The sequence below is a fragment of the Ligilactobacillus sp. MP3 genome (genome assembly GCF_024436335.1).
In the GTDB taxonomy this organism is placed as follows: domain Bacteria; phylum Bacillota; class Bacilli; order Lactobacillales; family Lactobacillaceae; genus Ligilactobacillus; species Ligilactobacillus salivarius.
This window is the reverse complement of the sequence record NZ_JANFQI010000002.1, coordinates 53,046-72,502: the sequence shown is the minus strand read 5'-3', so window position 1 is coordinate 72,502 and position 19,457 is coordinate 53,046. Positions and strand designations below refer to the sequence as shown.

At 31.4% G+C, this 19,457-nt stretch carries 20 protein-coding genes and 1 other annotated feature; all 20 genes read right to left on the bottom strand.

Features of this window, described 5'->3' with window-relative positions; all coding sequences use genetic code 11:
- Position 1: 1 nt before the first annotated feature.
- Positions 2 to 355: a ribosome silencing factor gene (gene rsfS, locus NOU10_RS01945; protein WP_255905869.1), complete on the bottom strand. Its 354-nt coding sequence runs from the start codon at positions 353 to 355 to the stop codon at positions 2 to 4.
- Between the two features lie 22 nt (positions 356 to 377).
- Positions 378 to 977, bottom strand: coding sequence for a bis(5'-nucleosyl)-tetraphosphatase (symmetrical) YqeK (gene yqeK, locus NOU10_RS01940; protein WP_081325473.1), 600 nt, complete (start codon positions 975 to 977; stop codon positions 378 to 380).
- A complete protein-coding gene (locus NOU10_RS01935) occupies positions 970 to 1,602 on the bottom strand; it encodes a nicotinate-nucleotide adenylyltransferase (protein ID WP_003699801.1) in 633 nt (210 codons plus the stop codon). The genes yqeK and NOU10_RS01935 overlap by 8 nt, the downstream gene beginning before the upstream one ends.
- Before the next feature lie 18 nt (positions 1,603 to 1,620).
- The gene (yhbY, locus tag NOU10_RS01930; RefSeq protein ID WP_003699799.1) at positions 1,621 to 1,932 is read right to left on the bottom strand and encodes a ribosome assembly RNA-binding protein YhbY; all 312 of its coding nucleotides are present in this window, start codon (positions 1,930 to 1,932) and stop codon (positions 1,621 to 1,623) included.
- A gap of 21 nt (positions 1,933 to 1,953) precedes the next feature.
- Positions 1,954 to 3,075, bottom strand: a complete 1,122-nt coding sequence (gene yqeH / locus NOU10_RS01925; protein WP_003709843.1) for a ribosome biogenesis GTPase YqeH — start codon at positions 3,073 to 3,075, stop codon at positions 1,954 to 1,956.
- Positions 3,062 to 3,601, bottom strand: coding sequence for a YqeG family HAD IIIA-type phosphatase (locus tag NOU10_RS01920; protein ID WP_255905868.1), 540 nt, complete (start codon positions 3,599 to 3,601; stop codon positions 3,062 to 3,064). The genes yqeH and NOU10_RS01920 overlap by 14 nt, the downstream gene beginning before the upstream one ends.
- A 142-nt stretch (positions 3,602 to 3,743) precedes the next feature.
- On the bottom strand, positions 3,744 to 4,106 hold the full coding sequence (gene rplT / locus NOU10_RS01915; RefSeq protein WP_003699795.1) for a 50S ribosomal protein L20: 363 nt from the start codon (positions 4,104 to 4,106) through the stop codon (positions 3,744 to 3,746).
- A 92-nt stretch (positions 4,107 to 4,198) separates the two neighbouring features.
- Positions 4,199 to 4,399 carry a 50S ribosomal protein L35 gene (gene rpmI / locus NOU10_RS01910; protein WP_003699793.1) on the bottom strand — a complete coding sequence of 67 codons (201 nt, stop codon included), beginning with the start codon at positions 4,397 to 4,399 and terminating at the stop codon, positions 4,199 to 4,201.
- Positions 4,400 to 4,435: 36 nt separating this feature from the next.
- Positions 4,436 to 4,936, bottom strand: a complete 501-nt coding sequence (infC, locus tag NOU10_RS01905) for a translation initiation factor IF-3 (protein ID WP_003705897.1) — start codon at positions 4,934 to 4,936, stop codon at positions 4,436 to 4,438.
- A 43-nt stretch (positions 4,937 to 4,979) separates the two neighbouring features.
- Positions 4,980 to 5,115 (bottom strand) — a sequence feature (ribosomal protein L20 leader region).
- A 53-nt stretch (positions 5,116 to 5,168) separates the two neighbouring features.
- Positions 5,169 to 7,118 (bottom strand): threonine--tRNA ligase, encoded by a 1,950-nt coding sequence (thrS, locus tag NOU10_RS01900; RefSeq protein ID WP_255905867.1) that lies wholly within the window; start codon positions 7,116 to 7,118, stop codon positions 5,169 to 5,171.
- A 307-nt stretch (positions 7,119 to 7,425) separates the two neighbouring features.
- The gene (dnaI, locus tag NOU10_RS01895; RefSeq protein WP_255905866.1) at positions 7,426 to 8,355 is read right to left on the bottom strand and encodes a primosomal protein DnaI; all 930 of its coding nucleotides are present in this window, start codon (positions 8,353 to 8,355) and stop codon (positions 7,426 to 7,428) included.
- 9 nt (positions 8,356 to 8,364) lie between these two features.
- Entirely contained in the window at positions 8,365 to 9,711 is a 1,347-nt protein-coding gene (locus NOU10_RS01890) for a DnaD domain protein (RefSeq protein WP_255905865.1), read from the bottom strand.
- Positions 9,712 to 9,720: 9 nt separating this feature from the next.
- Positions 9,721 to 10,194, bottom strand: a complete 474-nt coding sequence (gene nrdR, locus NOU10_RS01885) for a transcriptional regulator NrdR (protein WP_003699785.1) — start codon at positions 10,192 to 10,194, stop codon at positions 9,721 to 9,723.
- A 14-nt stretch (positions 10,195 to 10,208) separates the two neighbouring features.
- Positions 10,209 to 10,814, bottom strand: coding sequence for a dephospho-CoA kinase (gene coaE / locus NOU10_RS01880; protein WP_003705892.1), 606 nt, complete (start codon positions 10,812 to 10,814; stop codon positions 10,209 to 10,211).
- Positions 10,811 to 11,641, bottom strand: coding sequence for a DNA-formamidopyrimidine glycosylase (mutM, locus tag NOU10_RS01875; RefSeq protein WP_069468567.1), 831 nt, complete (start codon positions 11,639 to 11,641; stop codon positions 10,811 to 10,813). The genes coaE and mutM overlap by 4 nt, the downstream gene beginning before the upstream one ends.
- A gap of 12 nt (positions 11,642 to 11,653) precedes the next feature.
- A complete protein-coding gene (gene polA, locus NOU10_RS01870) occupies positions 11,654 to 14,332 on the bottom strand; it encodes a DNA polymerase I (protein WP_255905864.1) in 2,679 nt (892 codons plus the stop codon).
- 120 nt (positions 14,333 to 14,452) lie between these two features.
- Positions 14,453 to 15,154, bottom strand: a complete 702-nt coding sequence (locus NOU10_RS01865) for a Bax inhibitor-1/YccA family protein (protein ID WP_255905863.1) — start codon at positions 15,152 to 15,154, stop codon at positions 14,453 to 14,455.
- A 33-nt stretch (positions 15,155 to 15,187) separates the two neighbouring features.
- Positions 15,188 to 15,628: a MaoC family dehydratase N-terminal domain-containing protein gene (locus tag NOU10_RS01860; protein WP_003702490.1), complete on the bottom strand. Its 441-nt coding sequence runs from the start codon at positions 15,626 to 15,628 to the stop codon at positions 15,188 to 15,190.
- 108 nt (positions 15,629 to 15,736) lie between these two features.
- A complete protein-coding gene (murC, locus tag NOU10_RS01855; RefSeq protein ID WP_255905862.1) occupies positions 15,737 to 17,068 on the bottom strand; it encodes a UDP-N-acetylmuramate--L-alanine ligase in 1,332 nt (443 codons plus the stop codon).
- A gap of 75 nt (positions 17,069 to 17,143) precedes the next feature.
- A complete protein-coding gene (locus NOU10_RS01850; protein ID WP_255905861.1) occupies positions 17,144 to 19,429 on the bottom strand; it encodes a DNA translocase FtsK in 2,286 nt (761 codons plus the stop codon).
- Positions 19,430 to 19,457 lie beyond the last annotated feature (28 nt).

The following is a 19,457-nucleotide window of genomic DNA, read 5'->3' as shown; positions in this document are numbered from 1 at the left end:
ATTATTTTATCCAATCAGCAATATTTACTAATGGTGCATCAGACCATAGTTTTTCTAAATTATAAAACTGTCTAGTTTCTGTCTTGAAAACATGAACTACTACATCGCCTAAGTCTAATAATATCCAGTTTGCTCCATCTTTTCCTTCAATATCTTTAACATCAGCACCAGCTTCATAAACTTGTTCTTTAACTGCATCAGCAATAGCCTTTACTTGTCGTTCAGAATTAGCTTGTGTAATTACAAAATAATCTGCTAAAATACTAATTCCTTGAACATTTAATGCTACTGTATCCTCTGCTCTCTTACTATCAGCAGCTTTTACAACTATTTCTAAAAGTTTCTTACTATCCATTAATCAAAATCCTTTCAAATAATTACTCTGCTACCCATTTATTATAAGTTAATATAGCTTTAGGGTAGATAACTTTATCCTGACTTAACAAAAATTCTAAAACATGTTTAGTTTCATAACTAACAGCATCGTCTAAATTTGCTTTAGCAATTGTTCTAGCTAGCTTTACTCCTGGAAAACTGCGTCCCTCTTCAATGTAATCGGCAACATATATAATCTTATCCAAAGTTGTCATCTCAACATCACCTACAGTATGTCGTCTAACAGCATTTAAAATTTCTTCATTTTTAATTTGCAATTCATTTTTAATGATTTCTGCACCAACTACACCATGCCAAATAAAATTATTCCAATTTAGCAAATCTTTAGACAATTTTTCATCTAAAATTGTTTTTTTAAATTCTTCTGGTGTTCTTTCCTTAGCATAATCATGTACTAGAGCAGCAATACTTGCTTTTTCTGTACTATAATCATTTTTCTTAGCTAATTCGATTGCTGATTTTTCTACACCAAGTATATGTTTAAATCTTGACTCTTTTACTGATTCTTTTACTTTTTTTATCAATTCTTCTCGCGTTCCGGGAAAAATTCCCTCTGTATATTCTAAATCTAGATTATTCACGATACAAACCTTCTTCATGTATATAGTTTTCCACTTCTGGTGTCACTAAATATTTTATAGAACATCCTTGCTTTACATTTCGTCTAACTAAAGTTGAACTAATATCTGTCATTGGAACATCTACCCACATAATTGGATATTTACTTTCCTTTCTATATCCAGGTCTACCAACACCAACAAATTTTACTAATTTAATTAATTCTTCTATTCTATGCCATTTTGGTAGATACTCAACCATATCTCCACCAATTATAAAATAATAGTCTACTTCTGGATTCTTCAATTTCAATTCCTTAATTGTGTCTATTGTATAACTTACACCTTTACGTCGTAACTCTATATCACTAACTTTAAATCCAGGCTCATCCATCGTACTAAGTTTCACCATTTTCAGTCGTTTTTCAGCAGAAATAGCTGTTTTTTTATCAATATGAGGTGGTTGGTAATCGGGGATAAACATTACTTCATCTAAATTTAATTGGCTTTTTACTTGTTCTGCAATAATTAAATGTCCTAGATGTGGCGGATTAAAAGTACCACCTAATATTCCTACCCTCTTATGTTTCATATTCGTTATTAATTCAGCCATGACTTTTATTTCAGGAATTGTTATTGTTTTAACCATTATATATCCCTCTAATTTTTATAATTCTGCAACTTTTACTGAAATTTTTTGGTTTTCAGCCTTACCAGACTTTTTAAACAGAACTAACACATTACCTATTGTTTGAATAACTTGTGCATCACTATTATTCTCTATAAATTCTTTAACCTCTTCAACTTCCACTAGTGAATTTTGCAAAATATTAACTTTTAATAGTTCTCTTTTATCTAATGCTTTTAAAACTTCATCTAACCATACTTCACTCAACCCATCTTTACCAATTTGAAAAATAGGTTTTAAATGATGAGCTTCACTACGTAAATATCGTTTTTGTTTTCCTCTAAGTTTCATATTACACATCTCTTTCTATACTTAAATCATTGCTTTTCTTATTAATACTCCTACACCTTCTGGAGCCCAACCAGCAACAATTGTATTCGGACTTAAACTTATCCAACCTAATCCTGAAAATACTAAGTCACTTTTTTCACTTATCTTAAATTCAAATCTGGTTAGTTTAGGCATTTTTTCCAATTCTTCTCTAGTAGGTGGTTGTAATAATTCTCCTGCATGTTTTTCATAAAATTTATCAGCATTTTGTAACTTTGTGCGATGTAATGGTAAATTATTATCAAAATATGCAATTACACTTGTGCGTCCGCCAGAAATATAATCAAATCTTGCTAAAGACCCTAAGAAAATGGTTTGTCCTTCATTTAATTGATAAACTTTAGGCTTGATTTCTTTTTGAGGAGAAGCAAACTTTAACGATTTTCCTGTTAAATAATGAGCCATTTGTTGCTTGTGAATAATTCCCGGTGTATCTATCAAATTTTTACCATCATCAAATGGTATTTCAATTTTATCTAATGTTGTCCCTGGAAAACGCGAAGTTGTGATCAACTCAGAAATACCTGTTTGTTGCTTAATTATACGGTTAATAAGTGTGGACTTACCAACATTAGTAACACCTACTACATATACATCTCTGCCTTTACGATACTTATCAATTAATTCTAATAAATTATCAATTTCATACCCTTTACTTGCACTAGTTAGTGCTACATCTACAGGTCTCAAACCTTGTTTATTAGCTTCTTGACGTAACCAGTCTTTAATCCGTGAACGTTTTAAAGACTTAGGTAACAAATCAGATTTATTACCTACTAACAAAACGTCATTCTTACCAACAAATCTATGTAGTCCTGGGATAACTGATCCATTAAAATCAAATATATCTACAACATTAACAATCAATGAATCTGATTCACCAATTTGATTTAGTAATCTTAAAAAATCATCATCTGTCAAACTTACATCTGCTATTTCATTATAGTGTCTCAATCTAAAACAACGTTGACAATACAACTCTTCTGTCTCTAACCCTTTTTTTACAGCAGATTCTGGTGTATATCCTAGTTCATTTGGATTTTTAGATTGAATTTTAGCTCCACACCCAATACAATATAAAATTTCATTATTAGTTTCTGTCATCTAAGGAATGCCTCCATGATTTTTCCATTTTATTATTTTTTATTAAATTATTTTTTATGATTTTTTCTAACATCCTATTTGGCCTAGTATTCCATGCATCACTTTTAACTAAAGGTTTAACTAAAATACTCCTAATACCAGCATTATTAGCAGCAGCAATATCTGTCATTAATTGGTCTCCGACCAAAACAACTTCGTTACTCTTTAAATTATATCTCTTCTTAGCAATATTTATTCCTCTAACAAATGGCTTTAATGCCCTTGAGACAAATGGAAGTTCAAAACGTTCTACCGCTCTTTTTATACGCCTATGATTATTATTTGATACAACTATAACTGGTATAGATTCCTCTCTCATAACTTTTAACCAATTTCTGAGTTCTGGTGTACCATCTGGATTATTCCAAGCAATTAATGTATTATCTAAATCCGTTAAAATTGCTTTAATTCCATGATTTTTAACTTCTTGTGGTGTTAAATCATAAATAGATTCAATCTTCCAAGTCGGTATAAATCTTTTAAACATTGAAAATTCTCCTAATATTTTATCAATTTAAATTATATCATATTTTCCCTGAGCAATCTGTTTATACAAAATTATAAGTAATTTTAAGGATATAAAAAAAGCAAGAAGGTAAAATACCTTCTCACTTAATTAAAAAACTAAATTATTCAGCAGCTAAAGCTTTCTTTGCTTCATCAACAAGTGCTGTAAATGCAGCTGCATCTGTAATAGCTAAATCAGCTAACATCTTACGGTTAACTTCAACATTAGCTAACTTCAAACCATGCATTAACTTGCTGTAGCTAATGTCATTTTGACGAGCAGCAGCATTAATACGAGCAATCCATAACTTACGGAAGTTAGACTTTGTCTTACGACGATCACGGAATGCATATTGGTATGACTTCATAACTTGTTGCTTAGCAACTTTGAATTGAATATGCTTTGCTCCGCGATAACCTTTAGCTAATTTGATAATTTTCTTACGACGTTGGCGTGTAACAGATCCACCTTTAACACGTGGCATGACAATTCCTCCTTAAAAATTCAACCTTTATACTAGGTATAGTTACATAATTAAGTAACTTTTCTTCTTTATAATATTTATCTTAGATATTCTTATTTCATTTGAGAAAGCATTTGCTTGATACGTTTCATATCTGAAGCAGATACCATTGAAGCTTTACGTAATTGACGACGTTGCTTCTTTGTTTTACCGTGGAAACGATGTGATGTGTAGGCGTTTGAACGTTTCAAACCACCATTTCCTGTACGCTTAAAGCGTTTTGCTGATGCACGGTGTGTTTTTTGTTTTGGCATGATTATAAATCCTCCTAAAATAAATAAATTGTTTTATTATTTTTCAGTTTTTGGTGCAAGCATTAAGAACATGCTACGACCATCCATTTTTGCTTTAGACTCTACAGTTGCAACGTCTTCAGTTGCTTCTGCAAAACGATTAAGGACATCACGACCAATATCCTTATGAGTAATTGCACGTCCCTTAAAACGAATAGAAACTTTAACCTTGTCTCCTTTAGATAAGAACTTACGTGCATTCTTCATCTTAGTATTAAAGTCATTCGTATCAATAGTTGGACTTAAACGAACTTCTTTGATGTTAACAACTTTTTGCTTTTTACGAGCTTCTCTTTGTTTCTTTTGAAGTTCAAAACGATATTTACCGTAATCCATGATTTTTGCAACAGGTGGCTTAGCTTTAGGAGCAACTAAAACCAGGTCAAGATTTGCATCTTCAGCCATTTTTAGAGCTTCTTGCTTAGTCTTTACACCTAATTGGTCACCATTATCGCTAATCAATCTTAATTCTCGAGCACGAATGCCTTCATTAACCATTTTATCGACTGCTATGATATTCACCTCCAAAAATAATTCAGAGAGAAAATGCAGAAAACGGACATCCAAAAAATCAGAATGCCCGTCTTAATAATCCGTTTTAATTAGAATTAATATCATAATTTCTGCCCGGAAACCTACATTTCCTAGGCGAGAAGCGGGTGCCTCTGCTTTTTTCTCAACTTTATAAGTATATCAACTACACTTAAAAGCGTCAAGACTATAATAGAAATTATTTTTCTCTACTATAATTTTCTATATCTTCAAACAAAAGATTCTTAAATTCAGCTTTTGTCATAGTGTTAGTCTTTTCTTCACCATATTTACGAACTGTCACTGTTCCGTTTGAAACTTCTTCATCACCAATAACAAGTGTATAAGGTATCTTGTTTACTTGGGCTTGACGAATCTTATATCCCATTTTTTCATTTCTATCATCAACAGTAACACGAATGCCATGTGCTCTTAATTTACTGCTTAAATCATTTACATAATCCATATGTAAATCATTCTTAACAGGAATAATATCTACTTGGTGTGGAGCTAACCAAGTTGGAAATGCACCCTTATACATTTCAGTTAAGTAAGCTGTAAAACGTTCCATAGTTGAAACAATTCCACGGTGAACCATAACTGGTCTATGTTCCTCACCGTCAGCACCAATGTACTTCAAATCAAATCTTTCTGGCAATAAGAAGTCTAATTGGATAGTTGATAATGTTTCTTCTCCACCTAAAGCTGTCTTAGTTTGGACATCAATCTTAGGACCATAGAATGCAGCTTCGCCTTCAGCTTCAAAATATTCTAGACCCATATCATCCATAGCAGCTTTTAACTTACTTTGAGATTTTTCCCACATTTCATCATCATCAAAGTATTTTTCTGTATTCTTAGGATCTCTATAACTTAAGCGGAAACGATAATCTGTAATATCAAAATCATTATAAACTTCCGTCATCAATTTAATTAAAGTCTTAATTTCATCTTCAATATGATCTGGTTCAATAAAGTCATGACCATCATTCAAAGTCATTTCACGAACACGAGACAATCCTGTTAATGCTCCAGACTTTTCGTATCTATGCATCATACCTAATTCAGCGATACGTAATGGCAATTCACGATATGAACGCTTGTGATGATTGTAAACTTGAATATGGGATGGACAGTTCATCGGACGTAATTCCAACATTTCACCATCACCCATATCCATTGGTGGAAACATATCTTCACGATAGTGATCCCAATGACCAGATTGCTTATACAAGTTTAAGTTTGCTAGAACTGGAGTATAGACATGTTGGAATCCCCATGCAACTTCCTTATCAATTATATATCGTTCAATTACACGACGAATTGTTGCACCATTTGGCATCCAATATGGTAATCCTGCACCAACTTTAGGATCAACAAAGAATAAATCTAATTCATTTCCAATTACACGATGATCTCTTTCACGAGCTTCTTTTTGACGTTGTAATTCAGCATCCAAATCTTTTTGCTTATAAAAAGCTGTACCATAGATACGTTGCAACATTGGATTGCTTGAAGCACCTTTCCAGTATGCACCAGCAACAGATAATAGTTTAAAAATCTTTACTTCACCAGTTGAAGATAAAACTACTCCATCAGTAATATCAATAAAATCACCTTGCTTATAAGCAACTACTTTACCATTATTTTTATTAGCTACATCTCTAACTAATTCTTCTTGATATTCGTCACCTGATACTAAATTCAAAGCTTCTTCTTCTGAAAACTCAACTCGTTCTATAGGTAAGTTTGCCTTTATTATTTCAGACATTTTTTGAGAAATCTTTTCAAAATCTGTTTCTGCAACTTGGCCTTCAGAATTATCAGTATCAAAATAGAATCCATGCTCTGTAACATCACCCAAACCAAATTTCATATTTGGGTATAATTCATGTAATGCATTAGCTAAAACTTGTGCTGCTGTTCTCCACAATACAACTAATCCATCATTAGAATCTTTTGTAATAATTTCAATAGATCCATCTTCTTTTAATGGTTGATTTAAATCAACAAAATTACCATCAACTTTTCCTGCAACAGCTTTTTTAGCCAAACTGATACTAATTGATTTAGCAATTTCAGCTGTTGTTACACCAGCATCAAATTCCTTTACTGAATTATCTGGAAATGTAATTTTTATACTAGACATTAGTTCTACCTCCTGAATTCTCTATGAAACAAATAACGTCCCTAACACACCAACATTGATGTATTAAGGACGCTATTAACGTGGTTCCACCTTTAATTTTTAGCTTTAAACAAACTACTCATTGTGCTGTTAACGGTCGCACCGGTCTAACTTTTCATTAAACAATACATGAAAGTGGTAAGAATACTACATTATTGAAAGTTTTCAGTCAAGCCTTTCATCCCTGAATCATAGTAATCCGTTTGTCTTTCACGAAATCTACAGTCTTATTTAACCATTATCTTGAAAATTATTCAAGGGTTTTTCGTTATTTATTTCTTCTATTTTCACCATTAATAACTACTTCATCAACTAAAAATCTAATTCTTTCCATAATTCTTTTTGCTTTCAAGGGTTCTAACTCACCTCTCGTATTCTGTGTTAAGTAGAATTCTTCTAAATCATCTAAAGCAATATTTGAACTAAAGAAAGTTGGTAATTCTTCTTGCATACGATATTGTAAAATCACACCTAGAACATCATCTCTAAACCAACTACTTAGTTGATCAGCACCTATATCATCTATCATTAATACAGGAGCTTTTTTCAAAGCATCAACTTTTTCCATAGTGGTATTTTTACCAATAGAATTTTTTATTTCTACAGCAAAAGATGGCATGTGAACTAAAGTTACTTTTATCCCCTTTTCTGCTAATTTATTAGCAATCGCTCCCAGTAAATATGTTTTTCCTACTCCAAACGATCCAGATAAATATAGTCCTTTATGAAAGATATTAGGCGTTTCAGTATAGTTCGCAACAAATTCTATAGCTTTTTTTAAAGCTATCATTCTTCCATCATCATCTCTATAATAATTTTCTAGTGTTGCTTTACGAATACTTTTAGGAAGATTGACAATATTAATTCTATTATTTATTTCTCTTAGTCGTCTCTTTTCTATCAATTTTTTAGTAGGTACATAGGTTACTTCAATATGATGATCACTAATAGTTAATTGTGGCGAATACCCTGGGGCAAAAACTTCTTTTCCTTCTGCTATTTTTTGCTTTAAGTCAACAAATTCATATAACTTACTTGCACCCTTTAATATTTCTTGATGACTTAGTCTATCTTTGTTTTCACGTAAAAACAATTGCACATCATCATCTTTTAAACTTTTTTCAATTATTTCTTTATACTTTTTTTCCCACTTATTTTCTACTAGCCTTTTACTAAGTTCCTTTCCCATATCTTCCACATAGCTCACCTACTTTCCATTTATTTTTTTCAATAGCTCGTCAATTTCTTTATTTTCTTTCTTTCCAACGTCTGTTAGCTTATTCTTTCCCTTTTCTTTAGCCCACTCAGGTAATTTTTCTTTAACAATTACATTGCTTTTACGGCCTTTTGAATCTTTTTTTGTCATTTTGCGTTGTAGTGATTTTTCTCGAGTGAAACTTTTAACGTAAGTCATCGCTTCTTGAGCGTTTCTTATTTTTTTCTTTGCCCAATCAGCAGCAATTCTTTCAAATGTTCCTTTTAAGATGGTAGAACTATCTTGAACAACTAACAAATAATGAATTAAAACATTAATAACTTCATTTGGTAACATCTGCTTTTCTACCAATGTTTTTACAGCATACCTTTCATTAGCAGTGACAAAACTTCCTAACTCATTTTTTAGGATCTCTAAAAATTCTAATGGAACATAGGCTTTAAAAGCATTAACTAAAGGATCAATATTCTTATCTTTTTCGTCATCTTTAGCTTTAGCCGTTTCTACTATCTTGTTTTCCTTAAAGTTTCTTCGAATTCTGCTATCAAAATTTTTTTGAGCTAATTTTTTAAATTCATTATAATCAATCTTATTATTTGTTACATTAATTGCTTTTTCTAAAAGTTTTACTAATTGAAATTCATCTATACCATAAACTAATTTGACACTTTTAATAATATCTAAGTGATCCATAACATCATCTGAACTTATATATGAGTTCTTTATGAAATCACTAAAAACTGTCATGTCTAATGATACCTTTTGGCGATTAATAAGAGATTCATCATTTGAAATCTTACTATTATTTAATTGAGCTTGTAAAACAATATTATCTTTATTTAAATTAAATACATCAAAAAATTGCTTTGTAACTTCTTTTTTATCATGATAATTATTATCAAATTTATTCCATAAAGATAATTTTTTAAATTTTTCATTTCCAACCATTTCTAATAACGCCGTGCTTAATAAATCATCTGTAAAAAATTTCACTTCGTTTAATGGTTTTTGAAGTTCATAGATATGATACTTACCTAATTTATCTTCACCTTCAAATGTTTTTATAAGCCCCGTAGCCTCAAGTTTCAAACGTGCATCATATAACCCAGGAATACTTATCCCTAAGCCATCTATAATATTCTTATTCAGTTTTCTCTCACTTAATATTAATTTAGGGTCAATTTCAAAACGTAAATATGAATATAATGCTACTGCTACAATACCTATTATTGGCTGATACAGCACTTGAACAATTTCAATATCATGATTATCTATATAGGTAGATGCAGATACCAAATATCCATCTTTTGGTGATAGTTTATTCAATGCGCTATCCATAAACTCATCCTAATCTTTCGAATTATTTTCTTCACGATCCATTAATTCCCTTAATTCATCAGCAAAGGCGTGCATATCTTTAAATTCCCTATAAACACTCGCATATCTAATATAGGCAACTTCATCAACATCAGCCAATATTTTCATTACATATTCCCCAATTAATTGGCTTGAGACTTCGGTTCCTCCAACAGAGCGTAGTTTATTTTCAACTTTATCAACTATTTCTGTAATTTCATCTATTCCTACAGGACGTTTTTCAGCAGCTCTTACAATTCCCCTTAGCAATTTTTCTCTTTGAAATTCTTCCCTTGTTCCGTTCTTCTTAATAACTAATAAAGGGGTTACTTCGACTCTCTCAAATGTTGTGAATCGATATCCACACTGCTCACATTCTCGGCGTCTTCTAATGGCATGTCCATTATCCGCTGGTCTACTATCTACAACTCTAGAACCGTTTTTATGACAATTTGGGCATTTCATAGTTGTAGCTCACCTCATTTCTCTAACATTAAATTATTTCTCTCTAGCCATTCTATCACTTGATTATGAGTATCTTCAATACTTCTTGAATTATCAATGACAATATCAGCTTTGGAATTTCTTTCTGCACTATCTAATTGAGCAGATATTCTTTTTAACGCTTTATCCCTAGTTAGTCCATCTCTTTGTATCAATCTTTCTATTTGTAATTCTTTGGGAATATATATGACCATTGTAAAATCACACATCTTATCATATCCACCTTCAAATAACAAAGGAATATCTAAGATTAATACATCTGCACCTTGCTTTTTATAATATTCAATTTGATTAATTATTTCTGTGCGTATTTTTTTACTCAATATTTTATTAAGTAACTCTCTTTTGTCCTTGTTTTCAAAAACTATTTCACCTAATTTTTTTCTATTTAAACTTCCATCAGATTGTAAAATATCATTCCCAAAAAAATGACTAATTTCTTTTAAACCTTCTGTATGTGGCTCCACAACTTTACGAGAAACTTTATCAGCGTCAATAATTGGATATCCCATCTCTTTTAAATATGTGCTAACAGTTGTCTTTCCTGAAGCTATTCCGCCAGTTAATCCTAAAATTTTCATAATTTTACCACCTGACACTTAGGACAAAAATGTGTTCCTCTCTGACCTACAACAATTCTTTGAATTGGTGTTCCGCATCTCTCACAAGGATCTCCTGTTCTTTGATAAGCATGTAAGCTAAACTGAAATCCTCCAGAATGTCTAAATGCATCTGTATATGATCTAATTGTAGTTCCTCCGGCTTCGGTAGCTAACGCTAGTTCTTTAATAATATTATCTCGTAAAACTTCAATTTCCTCTTCAGTTAATTTATTTGCCGGTGTTTCAGGATGAATTTTACTCATCCACAACACTTCATCTGCATAAATATTTCCCAAACCTGCCACTATCGTTTGATCTAATAAAGCATTTTTTATAGCTTTTTTTCTCCTTTTCAAATTTTTAGAAAAATCTTCAACTATAAAGGTTTCCTCTTTAGGTTCTGGTCCTAATTTGGCTAAACCAGCTGTTTGCATTTCCATTCCTGTTTTAACCAATTGCATCCTGCCAAACTTTCTAACATCGTTATATCTAAGTGATGTCCCATCTGTAAAATCAAATACTACGTGGGTATGTTTTTCAACTTCTTTTGTACTTGGTTCAACGAAATATTTCCCTTCCATTCTCAAATGGGAAATCATTGTCAAATCACTACTAAATCTAAATAATAGATATTTCCCACGTCTATCAATTTTTTTAATAGTTTTATTTGTTAGTTTTTCTATGAATTCTGTCTCTTCATTAATTATAGTTTTAGAATACAACACTCTAATATCTTTTACTTTTTTATTTAAGACTAGTTTCTCTAGTCCTCTACGTACTGTTTCAACTTCTGGTAATTCAGGCATTATCTCACCTTCCTACTTCGTATCAAACCAAGTTTGTCCATGCTTACTTTCAACTTTTAACGGTACATCCAGCTTAACTGCTGAATCCATAACTTTTGGAACTATATCCTCTAATAATGGAATTTCTTCTGTTGGTGCTTCAAAGATTAATTCGTCATGTACTTGAAGTAGCATTTTTGCTTGCAAATTCTTTTCTTTTAACATTTCTTGCATATTAATCATCGCAACCTTAATAATATCAGCTGCACTACCCTGAATTGGTGAATTCATAGCTGTTCTTTCAGCAAAAGAGCGTAAATTAAAATTACGACTCTTTATATCAGGTAGATATCGTCTTCTGTTAAAAATAGTTTCTACATATCCATTTTCTTTAGCAAATTCAACAATTTTTTCCATATAATCTTTTACACCAGAAAATGTATCTAAATAAGTATCTATAAATTGTTTAGCCTGTTTTCTTGATATTCCTATATTTTGTGATAAACCATAATCGCTAATACCATATACAATTCCAAAATTAACAGCTTTAGCTTGTCTTCTCATATTAGGAGTTACTTCATCTGGACTATCTACATTAAAAATTCTCATCGCTGTACTTGCGTGAATATCCATGCCTTCCTTAAAAGCCTCTTGCATATTTTTGTCTTTTGAAATATGTGCTAATACACGTAATTCAATCTGTGAATAATCAGAAGAAAATATTTCCCATCCTGGATGACTTGGAACAAAAGCTTGACGTATTTTTCTACCTTCTTCTAAACGAACAGGAATGTTTTGTAGATTTGGATCAACTGAAGATAGTCTTCCTGTTGAAGTTAAGGTTTGAGTATATCTTGTATGAGCCTTTCCGTCTGTCTTAGAAACCACTTTTAACAATCCCTCAATATATGTAGATTGTATTTTAGCTAATTGACGATATTGTAAGATATTATCAACAATTGGGGACATACCTCTAAGTTGCTCTAATACACCTACTGCTGTTGAATATCCTGTTTTTGTCTTTTTAATAACTGGTAACTTTAATTTTTCAAACAATATAACACCTAATTGTTTTGGTGAATTTAAGTTAAATTCTTCTCCAGCTTCATTATATATTTCCTGCTCTAGTTCACTTAATCGTTCTTTCAATTCGCTTTGCATAGTTTCTAGTCTATTACTATCCACTTTTACGCCCGCAATTTCCATATTTGCTAATACAATCGACAACGGACGTTCTATTTTTGTATATAGATCTAGTTGTTGATTTTCTTCTAACTCATTAAATAATTTTTCTTTTAAATTATTTATCGCTTTTACTTTTCTCACTAAATGTTCAAATAAAACTTCTTTATCTTCTGGCACAGCATGTTTAGCACCTTTACCATATATTTGCTCATCAGATTCTACATCATAATATTCGTGCTGTTGTGCCAACAAACCTAGATCATTACTATTTTCACTATTATCTAGCAAGTATGATACAAGTAACAAATCAAAATTAATTTTCGATAAAGTAACACCTAATCTATTTAAGCCAACATATTGTCTTTTGCCATCAAATAAATCTACTTCAACTTCATCTGATTCCAACAAATTCTTGATTTGTTTTTTCTTTAGTAAATCTATATCATCCGACACTAAATATTTATCACCTATTTTAATAGAGAAACCAATAATTTCAGCTGTATGATAATTTTCTCCATCTATTTCTAAATTAAATACTATTTCATCATTATCACTAACATTTATATCATCTAAATTTTCTTCTGTTAATTCAGTAAACTCTATATTACTTTTAGATTCAAAAATATCTAATTGTTCACTACTTTCATCCTTTAATTGTGATAAAAACTTTCGAAAATCTAATTTTTGATATAACGTTACTAGTTTCTCAATATCTTTTCCAGTCCATTCAGTTTCTTCTAAAGATATTTCAACTGGAGCGTCTTTTCTAATTTCTGCTAAATCTTGGCATAAATAAGCAATTTCCTTTTCTCTGATTAAATTTTCTTTCATCTTAGACTTTTTCATTTCATCTATATTTTTATAGATTCCATCTAAAGTACCATATTGTTTCAACAATTTAATTGCTGTCTTCTCACCAATTTTTGTAACCCCAGGATAATTATCAGAAGTATCACCCACCAAGGCCTTCATATCAACAATTTGTTCGGGGATCAAACCTATTTTTTCTTCAACATGACTTGGAGTATATTCTTCAATCTCACTAACACCCTTAACTGTTACAGCAACCGTTGTTTTATCAGTTGTTAATTGCGTCAGATCCCTATCTCCTGTAACAACTACAACATCATAGTTTTTCTTTTCGGCTTTTGCAGCTAATGTTCCGATAATATCATCAGCCTCATAGTTTTTTAGCTCATAAGTTTTTATTCCATATCCTTCTAGTAAATTTTTTATTTCTGGAAATTGCTCTGATAATTCTGAAGGAGTTTTAGCTCTCCCACCTTTATAATTAGTAAATTTTTCAGTTCTAAAAGTAGTTTTACCAGCATCAAAAGCTACTAATATATGTGTAGGGTTAACCTTAGTTAAGATGCTATCTAACATATTCTTAAATCCATAAATTGCGTTAGTATGTAATCCTTCATGATTTACAAATCTACTTAAAGAATTGTGTAAAGCAAAAAAAGCTCTAAATGTAACACTATTTCCATCTATTAATAATAATTTATTTTTTTCTTCTACCATAATACATTTAGCTGGAAGTCCAACTATATACTCCCTTCGTTTTCTTCTAATCTTATTGTACCAATAAACTATATTCTATTAAATAAAAAAAGACCTGAGAAAAATCTCAAGTCTAAAATATTAATCTTTATTTCCGCCTAGACCAGTGAAAATATTTAATAACTGTATAAATAAATTTACGAAGTCTAAATATAATTGTAATGCGCCCATAATTGCTAAATTTGTTGCATTAACTTGATTTCCATATTGAATGTACATTTGACGGAATCTTTGTGAATCCCAAGCGATTAAAGCTGCAAAGATAATAACACCGATAAATGAAAATGCTAGAGTTATAATTGAACTTTTTAGGAAAATATTAATTATCATTACAATAATTAAAGCTATCAAAGCAGCCATTGCTTGACGACCTATTCCTGACAAATCTTTCTTAGTATTTGTTCCCATCAAAGCTAAAACTATAAACATAACTGTTGCTGAAACAAATGCCATAGTTACATCTTGACTTGAATAAACTTGAACAATTAAACCAAAAAATAATCCTTCTAATACTGAATATAATCCCAATCCCGTTAAGGACATAGCTGGAGATCTGTCAGCTTTAAAAGACATAGACATAACTAAAACAACTTGCAAAATCAAAATTCCCCATACAGCCCAACGATTATTAGCAAAAAAAGTTAAGGCTTGTACCTTATATACATTAGAAATCAGATAAGCTGTGACAGCAGAAATTGCAACTGCACCAGCCATAAAGCCATACATCTTAGCCATAAAACTATTTAGTCCAGCTTGATTTCCATAAATCTCATTATTATTCATTCTTAATATCAAATCCTCTCATAGTCTAAAGTATTAAAAAATCTTAGGTGGTTTTACAATCACCACTGCATCAATAACACGATCTCCATCTTCATTTTCACCTTCAACAGAAATCGTAATAACTTCTTTCATGCTATCAACTTTAATAACTTCAAAACTAAATGTTACCATCTCATCATGATAGACGGGAAGGATAAAATTAGTTGATAAATTAACTACATCACTACCTGGTCCTGGTAAAACTTTAGAAATTGAACTTGTAATAATACCTGTAAGTAATACTGGTGGAACGATTGGCTTTTGATACTCAGTATCTCTTGCATAATCATGTTGAATATATAGAGGATTATTATCGTTTGTAATACCTAAATATAATAACAGATCTCTATCGCTTATACTTTCAGTAACAGTTAAAGAATCTCCTTCTTTTATCTCATCAATTGTTTTACCGCGCCTATGCACATCTTCAGACATGACAACACCTCCACGTTTTCTTAGACATATCATACCACATGTAGATTTTTTTAACAATTAATTAGACAGGCGTCTGTTTTGATATTTTTTAGAATGATCTTTTAATAACTAGTTATTTTTTAAACTCAAATTACTTAGCAAATCTTCATATGCATGTTCATATTTTTGAATATCTCCTGCTCCCATAAAAATAACAACATCGTCATGGAAATCTAGTAGAGGGGACATATTATCTAATTTTAGAACCTCTCCACCTTTACTAATTTTCTTACCTAAATCTTCAGAAGAAACTTTTCCATCATGTTCTCTAATAGAACTAAAGATATCAGTTAAGTAAACTTTATCTGCTAAACTTAAACTTTCAGCAAATTCATCCATTAACGCAATTGTTCTACTAAAAGTATGTGGTTGGAATACTGCTATTATCTTCTTATCTGGATATTGTTGACGAGCTGCATCTATTGTTGCTTTTATTTCTGCTGGATGATGTGCATAATCATCAATAATCACCATATCTGCCACACGTTTTTCCGTAAAACGTCTCTTAACACCCTTAAATGTTAACAATTCTTTAGCAATTTCTTGTTGATCTACTTTTTCCATATATGAAACAGCAATTACAGCTAAACTATTTAAAACATTGTGTTCCCCAAACATTGGAATATCATAATTTCCAATAAATTCATCATGGAAATAAACATCAAAATTAGAACCCTTTGTTGTACGTTTAATGTTTTCAGCTCTAAAATCATCATCCGACTTAGTACCATAATAATGCACTGGAACTTTTGCATTAAGTTTACGCAAGTTTTCATCCTCGCCCCATACAAAAATTCCTTTTTTAGTTTGCATAGCCAATGTTTCAAATGCATCTCTAACATCATCAATGTCTGTGAAATAATCTGGATGATCAAAATCAATATTAGTCATAATCGCATAATCTGGGTGATATGCAACGAAATGACGACGATATTCATCTGCTTCAAAAACGAAGAAACGTGCATTAGGAGTTCCCTTACCAGAACCATCGCCAACTAAATAGCTTGTTGGTGATACTCCGCCTAATACATGAGCTAGTAAACCTGATGTACTTGTTTTACCATGTGCACCAGCAACACCTATACTTGTTGTTTCTTCAATAATTTGTTCTACTGTTTCTGGGTATGTTTGTACTGTCAATCCCATATCATGAGCTTTTTTAATTTCTACTTGATCATCACCAAATGCATTACCAGCAACTACGATCATATCTTCCTTAATATTATCTTCATCAAATGGTAAAATTTTTATTCCAGCATTCTCTAAGCCTCTTTGTGTGAAAGTATACTTATCAATGTCAGATCCTAGAACCTTATATCCTTTATCATGTAAAATTAAAGCTAAAGAGCTCATTCCAGTTCCTTTAATTCCTACAAAAAAATATGTTTGTTCACTATTCATAATCTACGTTTCCTCTTTTCTAACTTCCGATCATTTCAATGATACCATAAATATAATTATTTTTATTATTTAGACTTAATTTGTTTCCTTCATTTTTTCAAGTTTTTCAGGAGTTAAATATACGTCCCTAGGTTTAGACCCCTTTGCAGACGAAATGTATTGTTTACTTTCCAAATCATCAATAATTTTTGCAGCTCTATTATAGCCTATTGAAAATACTCTTTGAAGCTTAGATATAGAAATTCCATCTTCATTAACGATATATTCTAAAATTTCAGGCATTAGATCATCTTCATTTTCAGTCTGTGTCTCTATAACTTTTAACTTATCTGGGTTAAAAGCATATGTCGGAGTTCCTTGCTCTCGGATAAAGTCTGTAATCTTTTCTATTTCATCCTCAACGTACGTTCCTTGAATACGTCTTGCTTGACTTTCACCATTTCCTAAATACAACATGTCTCCTCTACCAAGTAATCTTTCTGCTCCAGACGAATCTAGAATCGTCCTTGAATCAACTTGACTAGATACCATAAAAGCAATTCTAGTAGGTATATTACTTTTAATAACACCAGTTATAACATCTACACTTGGACGTTGCGTTGCAATTATCATATGTATCCCCGCTGCACGCGCTTTTTGTGTAATTCTTATAATATAATCTTGAACTTCAGAAGAAGCGACCATCATTAAATCTGCCAACTCATCTATAACGATGACAATATATGGCATTTTTAATCCATAATCTCCGTTTTCTTCAGCTTTTTCATTGTACGATTCTATATTTTTAGCTCCTGCAGCCGCTAAACGTTCAAATCGTTCTTCCATTTCATTAACTGCCCATTTTAATGATGCCGTAGCTGCTTGAGGATCAGATACAACAGGGGCCAATAAGTGTGGAATATCATGATATGGAGCCATTTCAACAGCTTTAGGATCAATCAGTAGCAGTTTTAGCTCTGTCGGTGTTGCTTTATATAATAAAGATACTAACATACTATTAATAAATACTGATTTCCCCGAACCTGTTGCCCCCGCAATCAGACCGTGTGGCATTTTAGCTATATTTGTAACTTGGGGTTGTCCAAATAAGTCTACACCTAATGCCACAGTTAAAGGTGAGGTTGCTTCTTTGAAGACTTTAGAATTTAAGACTTCTGATAACATAACTGGACGTGACTTTTTATTTGGTATCTCAATTCCCACACTTCGTTTTCCGGGAATTGGTGCTTCTATTCTAATATCTTTAGCTGCTAAAGCTAATTTTAAGTCATCTGTCAAATTTGTAATTTTATTAACTTTAACTCCCCTATTTAACGTTACTTCAAATTGAGTAACTGTTGGGCCAATAGTCCAATTAGTAACTTCGGCTTTAACATGAAAAGCCTCTAAAGTCTCATTTAGAATATCTACTTCTTGTAACACCCATTCATCCATCTCATCTTCATCATTAATTACAGGATCTGGTAGTAATGACATTTCCGGGAATTTATACATTAAATTTTCCTTATTGTCACCTTTTTGCGACTGATTAAATAAGGATAAGTGACTTTGCATATCATTCTTTTCTTGTTGCATAATTTCATCTAAAGAACGATCTAATGCTTTTTTCTTAGGAGCATTATCATCTTGTTGCTTAAGTTCTACAGTTTTTTCAATTTCTTCATGATGATAATTTCTAGCTGTTTCGTAAGGAATTACTGTATCCATACTATTGTCGTCACTTTCTTCTGAAGAAATAGTATCAATATCATTTTGTTCCATAGAATCTTCTGAAACTTCTATCTCGTTACTATTTATATCTTCTGTCTCCTCATTTCCTTGATTCTCTTCATCATCAGTAGGCTCGCTAATTTCTTGTTCTTTATTAACTTTAATATCACCATTAGCATTGTCATCATTTATTTCTTCAGTTAACTTACTATCTGCTGGTGTTTCTAATTCATCTTTAGGTAATTCATTTTTATCTTCAATTTGTTGGAGATTATTTTCTTCAAAGATATTATCATCTACAATATCTTTAGACTCTTGAAAATCATCCGTGAATAACCATAAATTATTAAATTTTAATCTCAATTTTGCTACTAACTTACTATATTTTTCTTTGTCATTCTTGTTAGTAAACTTAATAGATGAAGGTGGTACATATGTAGGGCGAAATGAACGTGTTCTATAACTGTCCAAAGTTGTGCTTGTTCGCACAAAAGCTCTTTGACGTCTAATATTTCTTCCTTCAAATTTATGACTAGCTTTCTTAAAAGAAGATGTAGAAGAAACATTTGAACTTTTTTTTGCACTATTTTCATCCATATTACTTGATCGACCTTGTCTACGAAAAAAAGCTGGTCCATCATAATGTTCCATTCTATCTCATCCTATCTAAATTCTTTAT

Coding starts and splice junctions, on each gene's coding strand:
- rsfS (WP_255905869.1), bottom strand. CDS start 355: ATGGATAGTAAGAAACTTTTAGAAATAGTTGTAAAAGCTGCTGATAGT.
- NOU10_RS01935 (WP_003699801.1), bottom strand. CDS start 1,602: ATGGTTAAAACAATAACAATTCCTGAAATAAAAGTCATGGCTGAATTA.
- yhbY (WP_003699799.1), bottom strand. CDS start 1,932: ATGAAACTTAGAGGAAAACAAAAACGATATTTACGTAGTGAAGCTCAT.
- yqeH (WP_003709843.1), bottom strand. CDS start 3,075: ATGACAGAAACTAATAATGAAATTTTATATTGTATTGGGTGTGGAGCT.
- NOU10_RS01920 (WP_255905868.1), bottom strand. CDS start 3,601: ATGTTTAAAAGATTTATACCGACTTGGAAGATTGAATCTATTTATGAT.
- rplT (WP_003699795.1), bottom strand. CDS start 4,106: ATGCCACGTGTTAAAGGTGGATCTGTTACACGCCAACGTCGTAAGAAA.
- rpmI (WP_003699793.1), bottom strand. CDS start 4,399: ATGCCAAAACAAAAAACACACCGTGCATCAGCAAAACGCTTTAAGCGT.
- infC (WP_003705897.1), bottom strand. CDS start 4,936: ATGGTTAATGAAGGCATTCGTGCTCGAGAATTAAGATTGATTAGCGAT.
- thrS (WP_255905867.1), bottom strand. CDS start 7,118: ATGTCTAGTATAAAAATTACATTTCCAGATAATTCAGTAAAGGAATTT.
- NOU10_RS01890 (WP_255905865.1), bottom strand. CDS start 9,711: ATGGATAGCGCATTGAATAAACTATCACCAAAAGATGGATATTTGGTA.
- nrdR (WP_003699785.1), bottom strand. CDS start 10,194: ATGAAATGCCCAAATTGTCATAAAAACGGTTCTAGAGTTGTAGATAGT.
- coaE (WP_003705892.1), bottom strand. CDS start 10,814: ATGAAAATTTTAGGATTAACTGGCGGAATAGCTTCAGGAAAGACAACT.
- mutM (WP_069468567.1), bottom strand. CDS start 11,641: ATGCCTGAATTACCAGAAGTTGAAACAGTACGTAGAGGACTAGAGAAA.
- polA (WP_255905864.1), bottom strand. CDS start 14,332: ATGGTAGAAGAAAAAAATAAATTATTATTAATAGATGGAAATAGTGTT.
- NOU10_RS01865 (WP_255905863.1), bottom strand. CDS start 15,154: ATGAATAATAATGAGATTTATGGAAATCAAGCTGGACTAAATAGTTTT.
- NOU10_RS01860 (WP_003702490.1), bottom strand. CDS start 15,628: ATGTCTGAAGATGTGCATAGGCGCGGTAAAACAATTGATGAGATAAAA.
- murC (WP_255905862.1), bottom strand. CDS start 17,068: ATGAATAGTGAACAAACATATTTTTTTGTAGGAATTAAAGGAACTGGA.
- NOU10_RS01850 (WP_255905861.1), bottom strand. CDS start 19,429: ATGGAACATTATGATGGACCAGCTTTTTTTCGTAGACAAGGTCGATCA.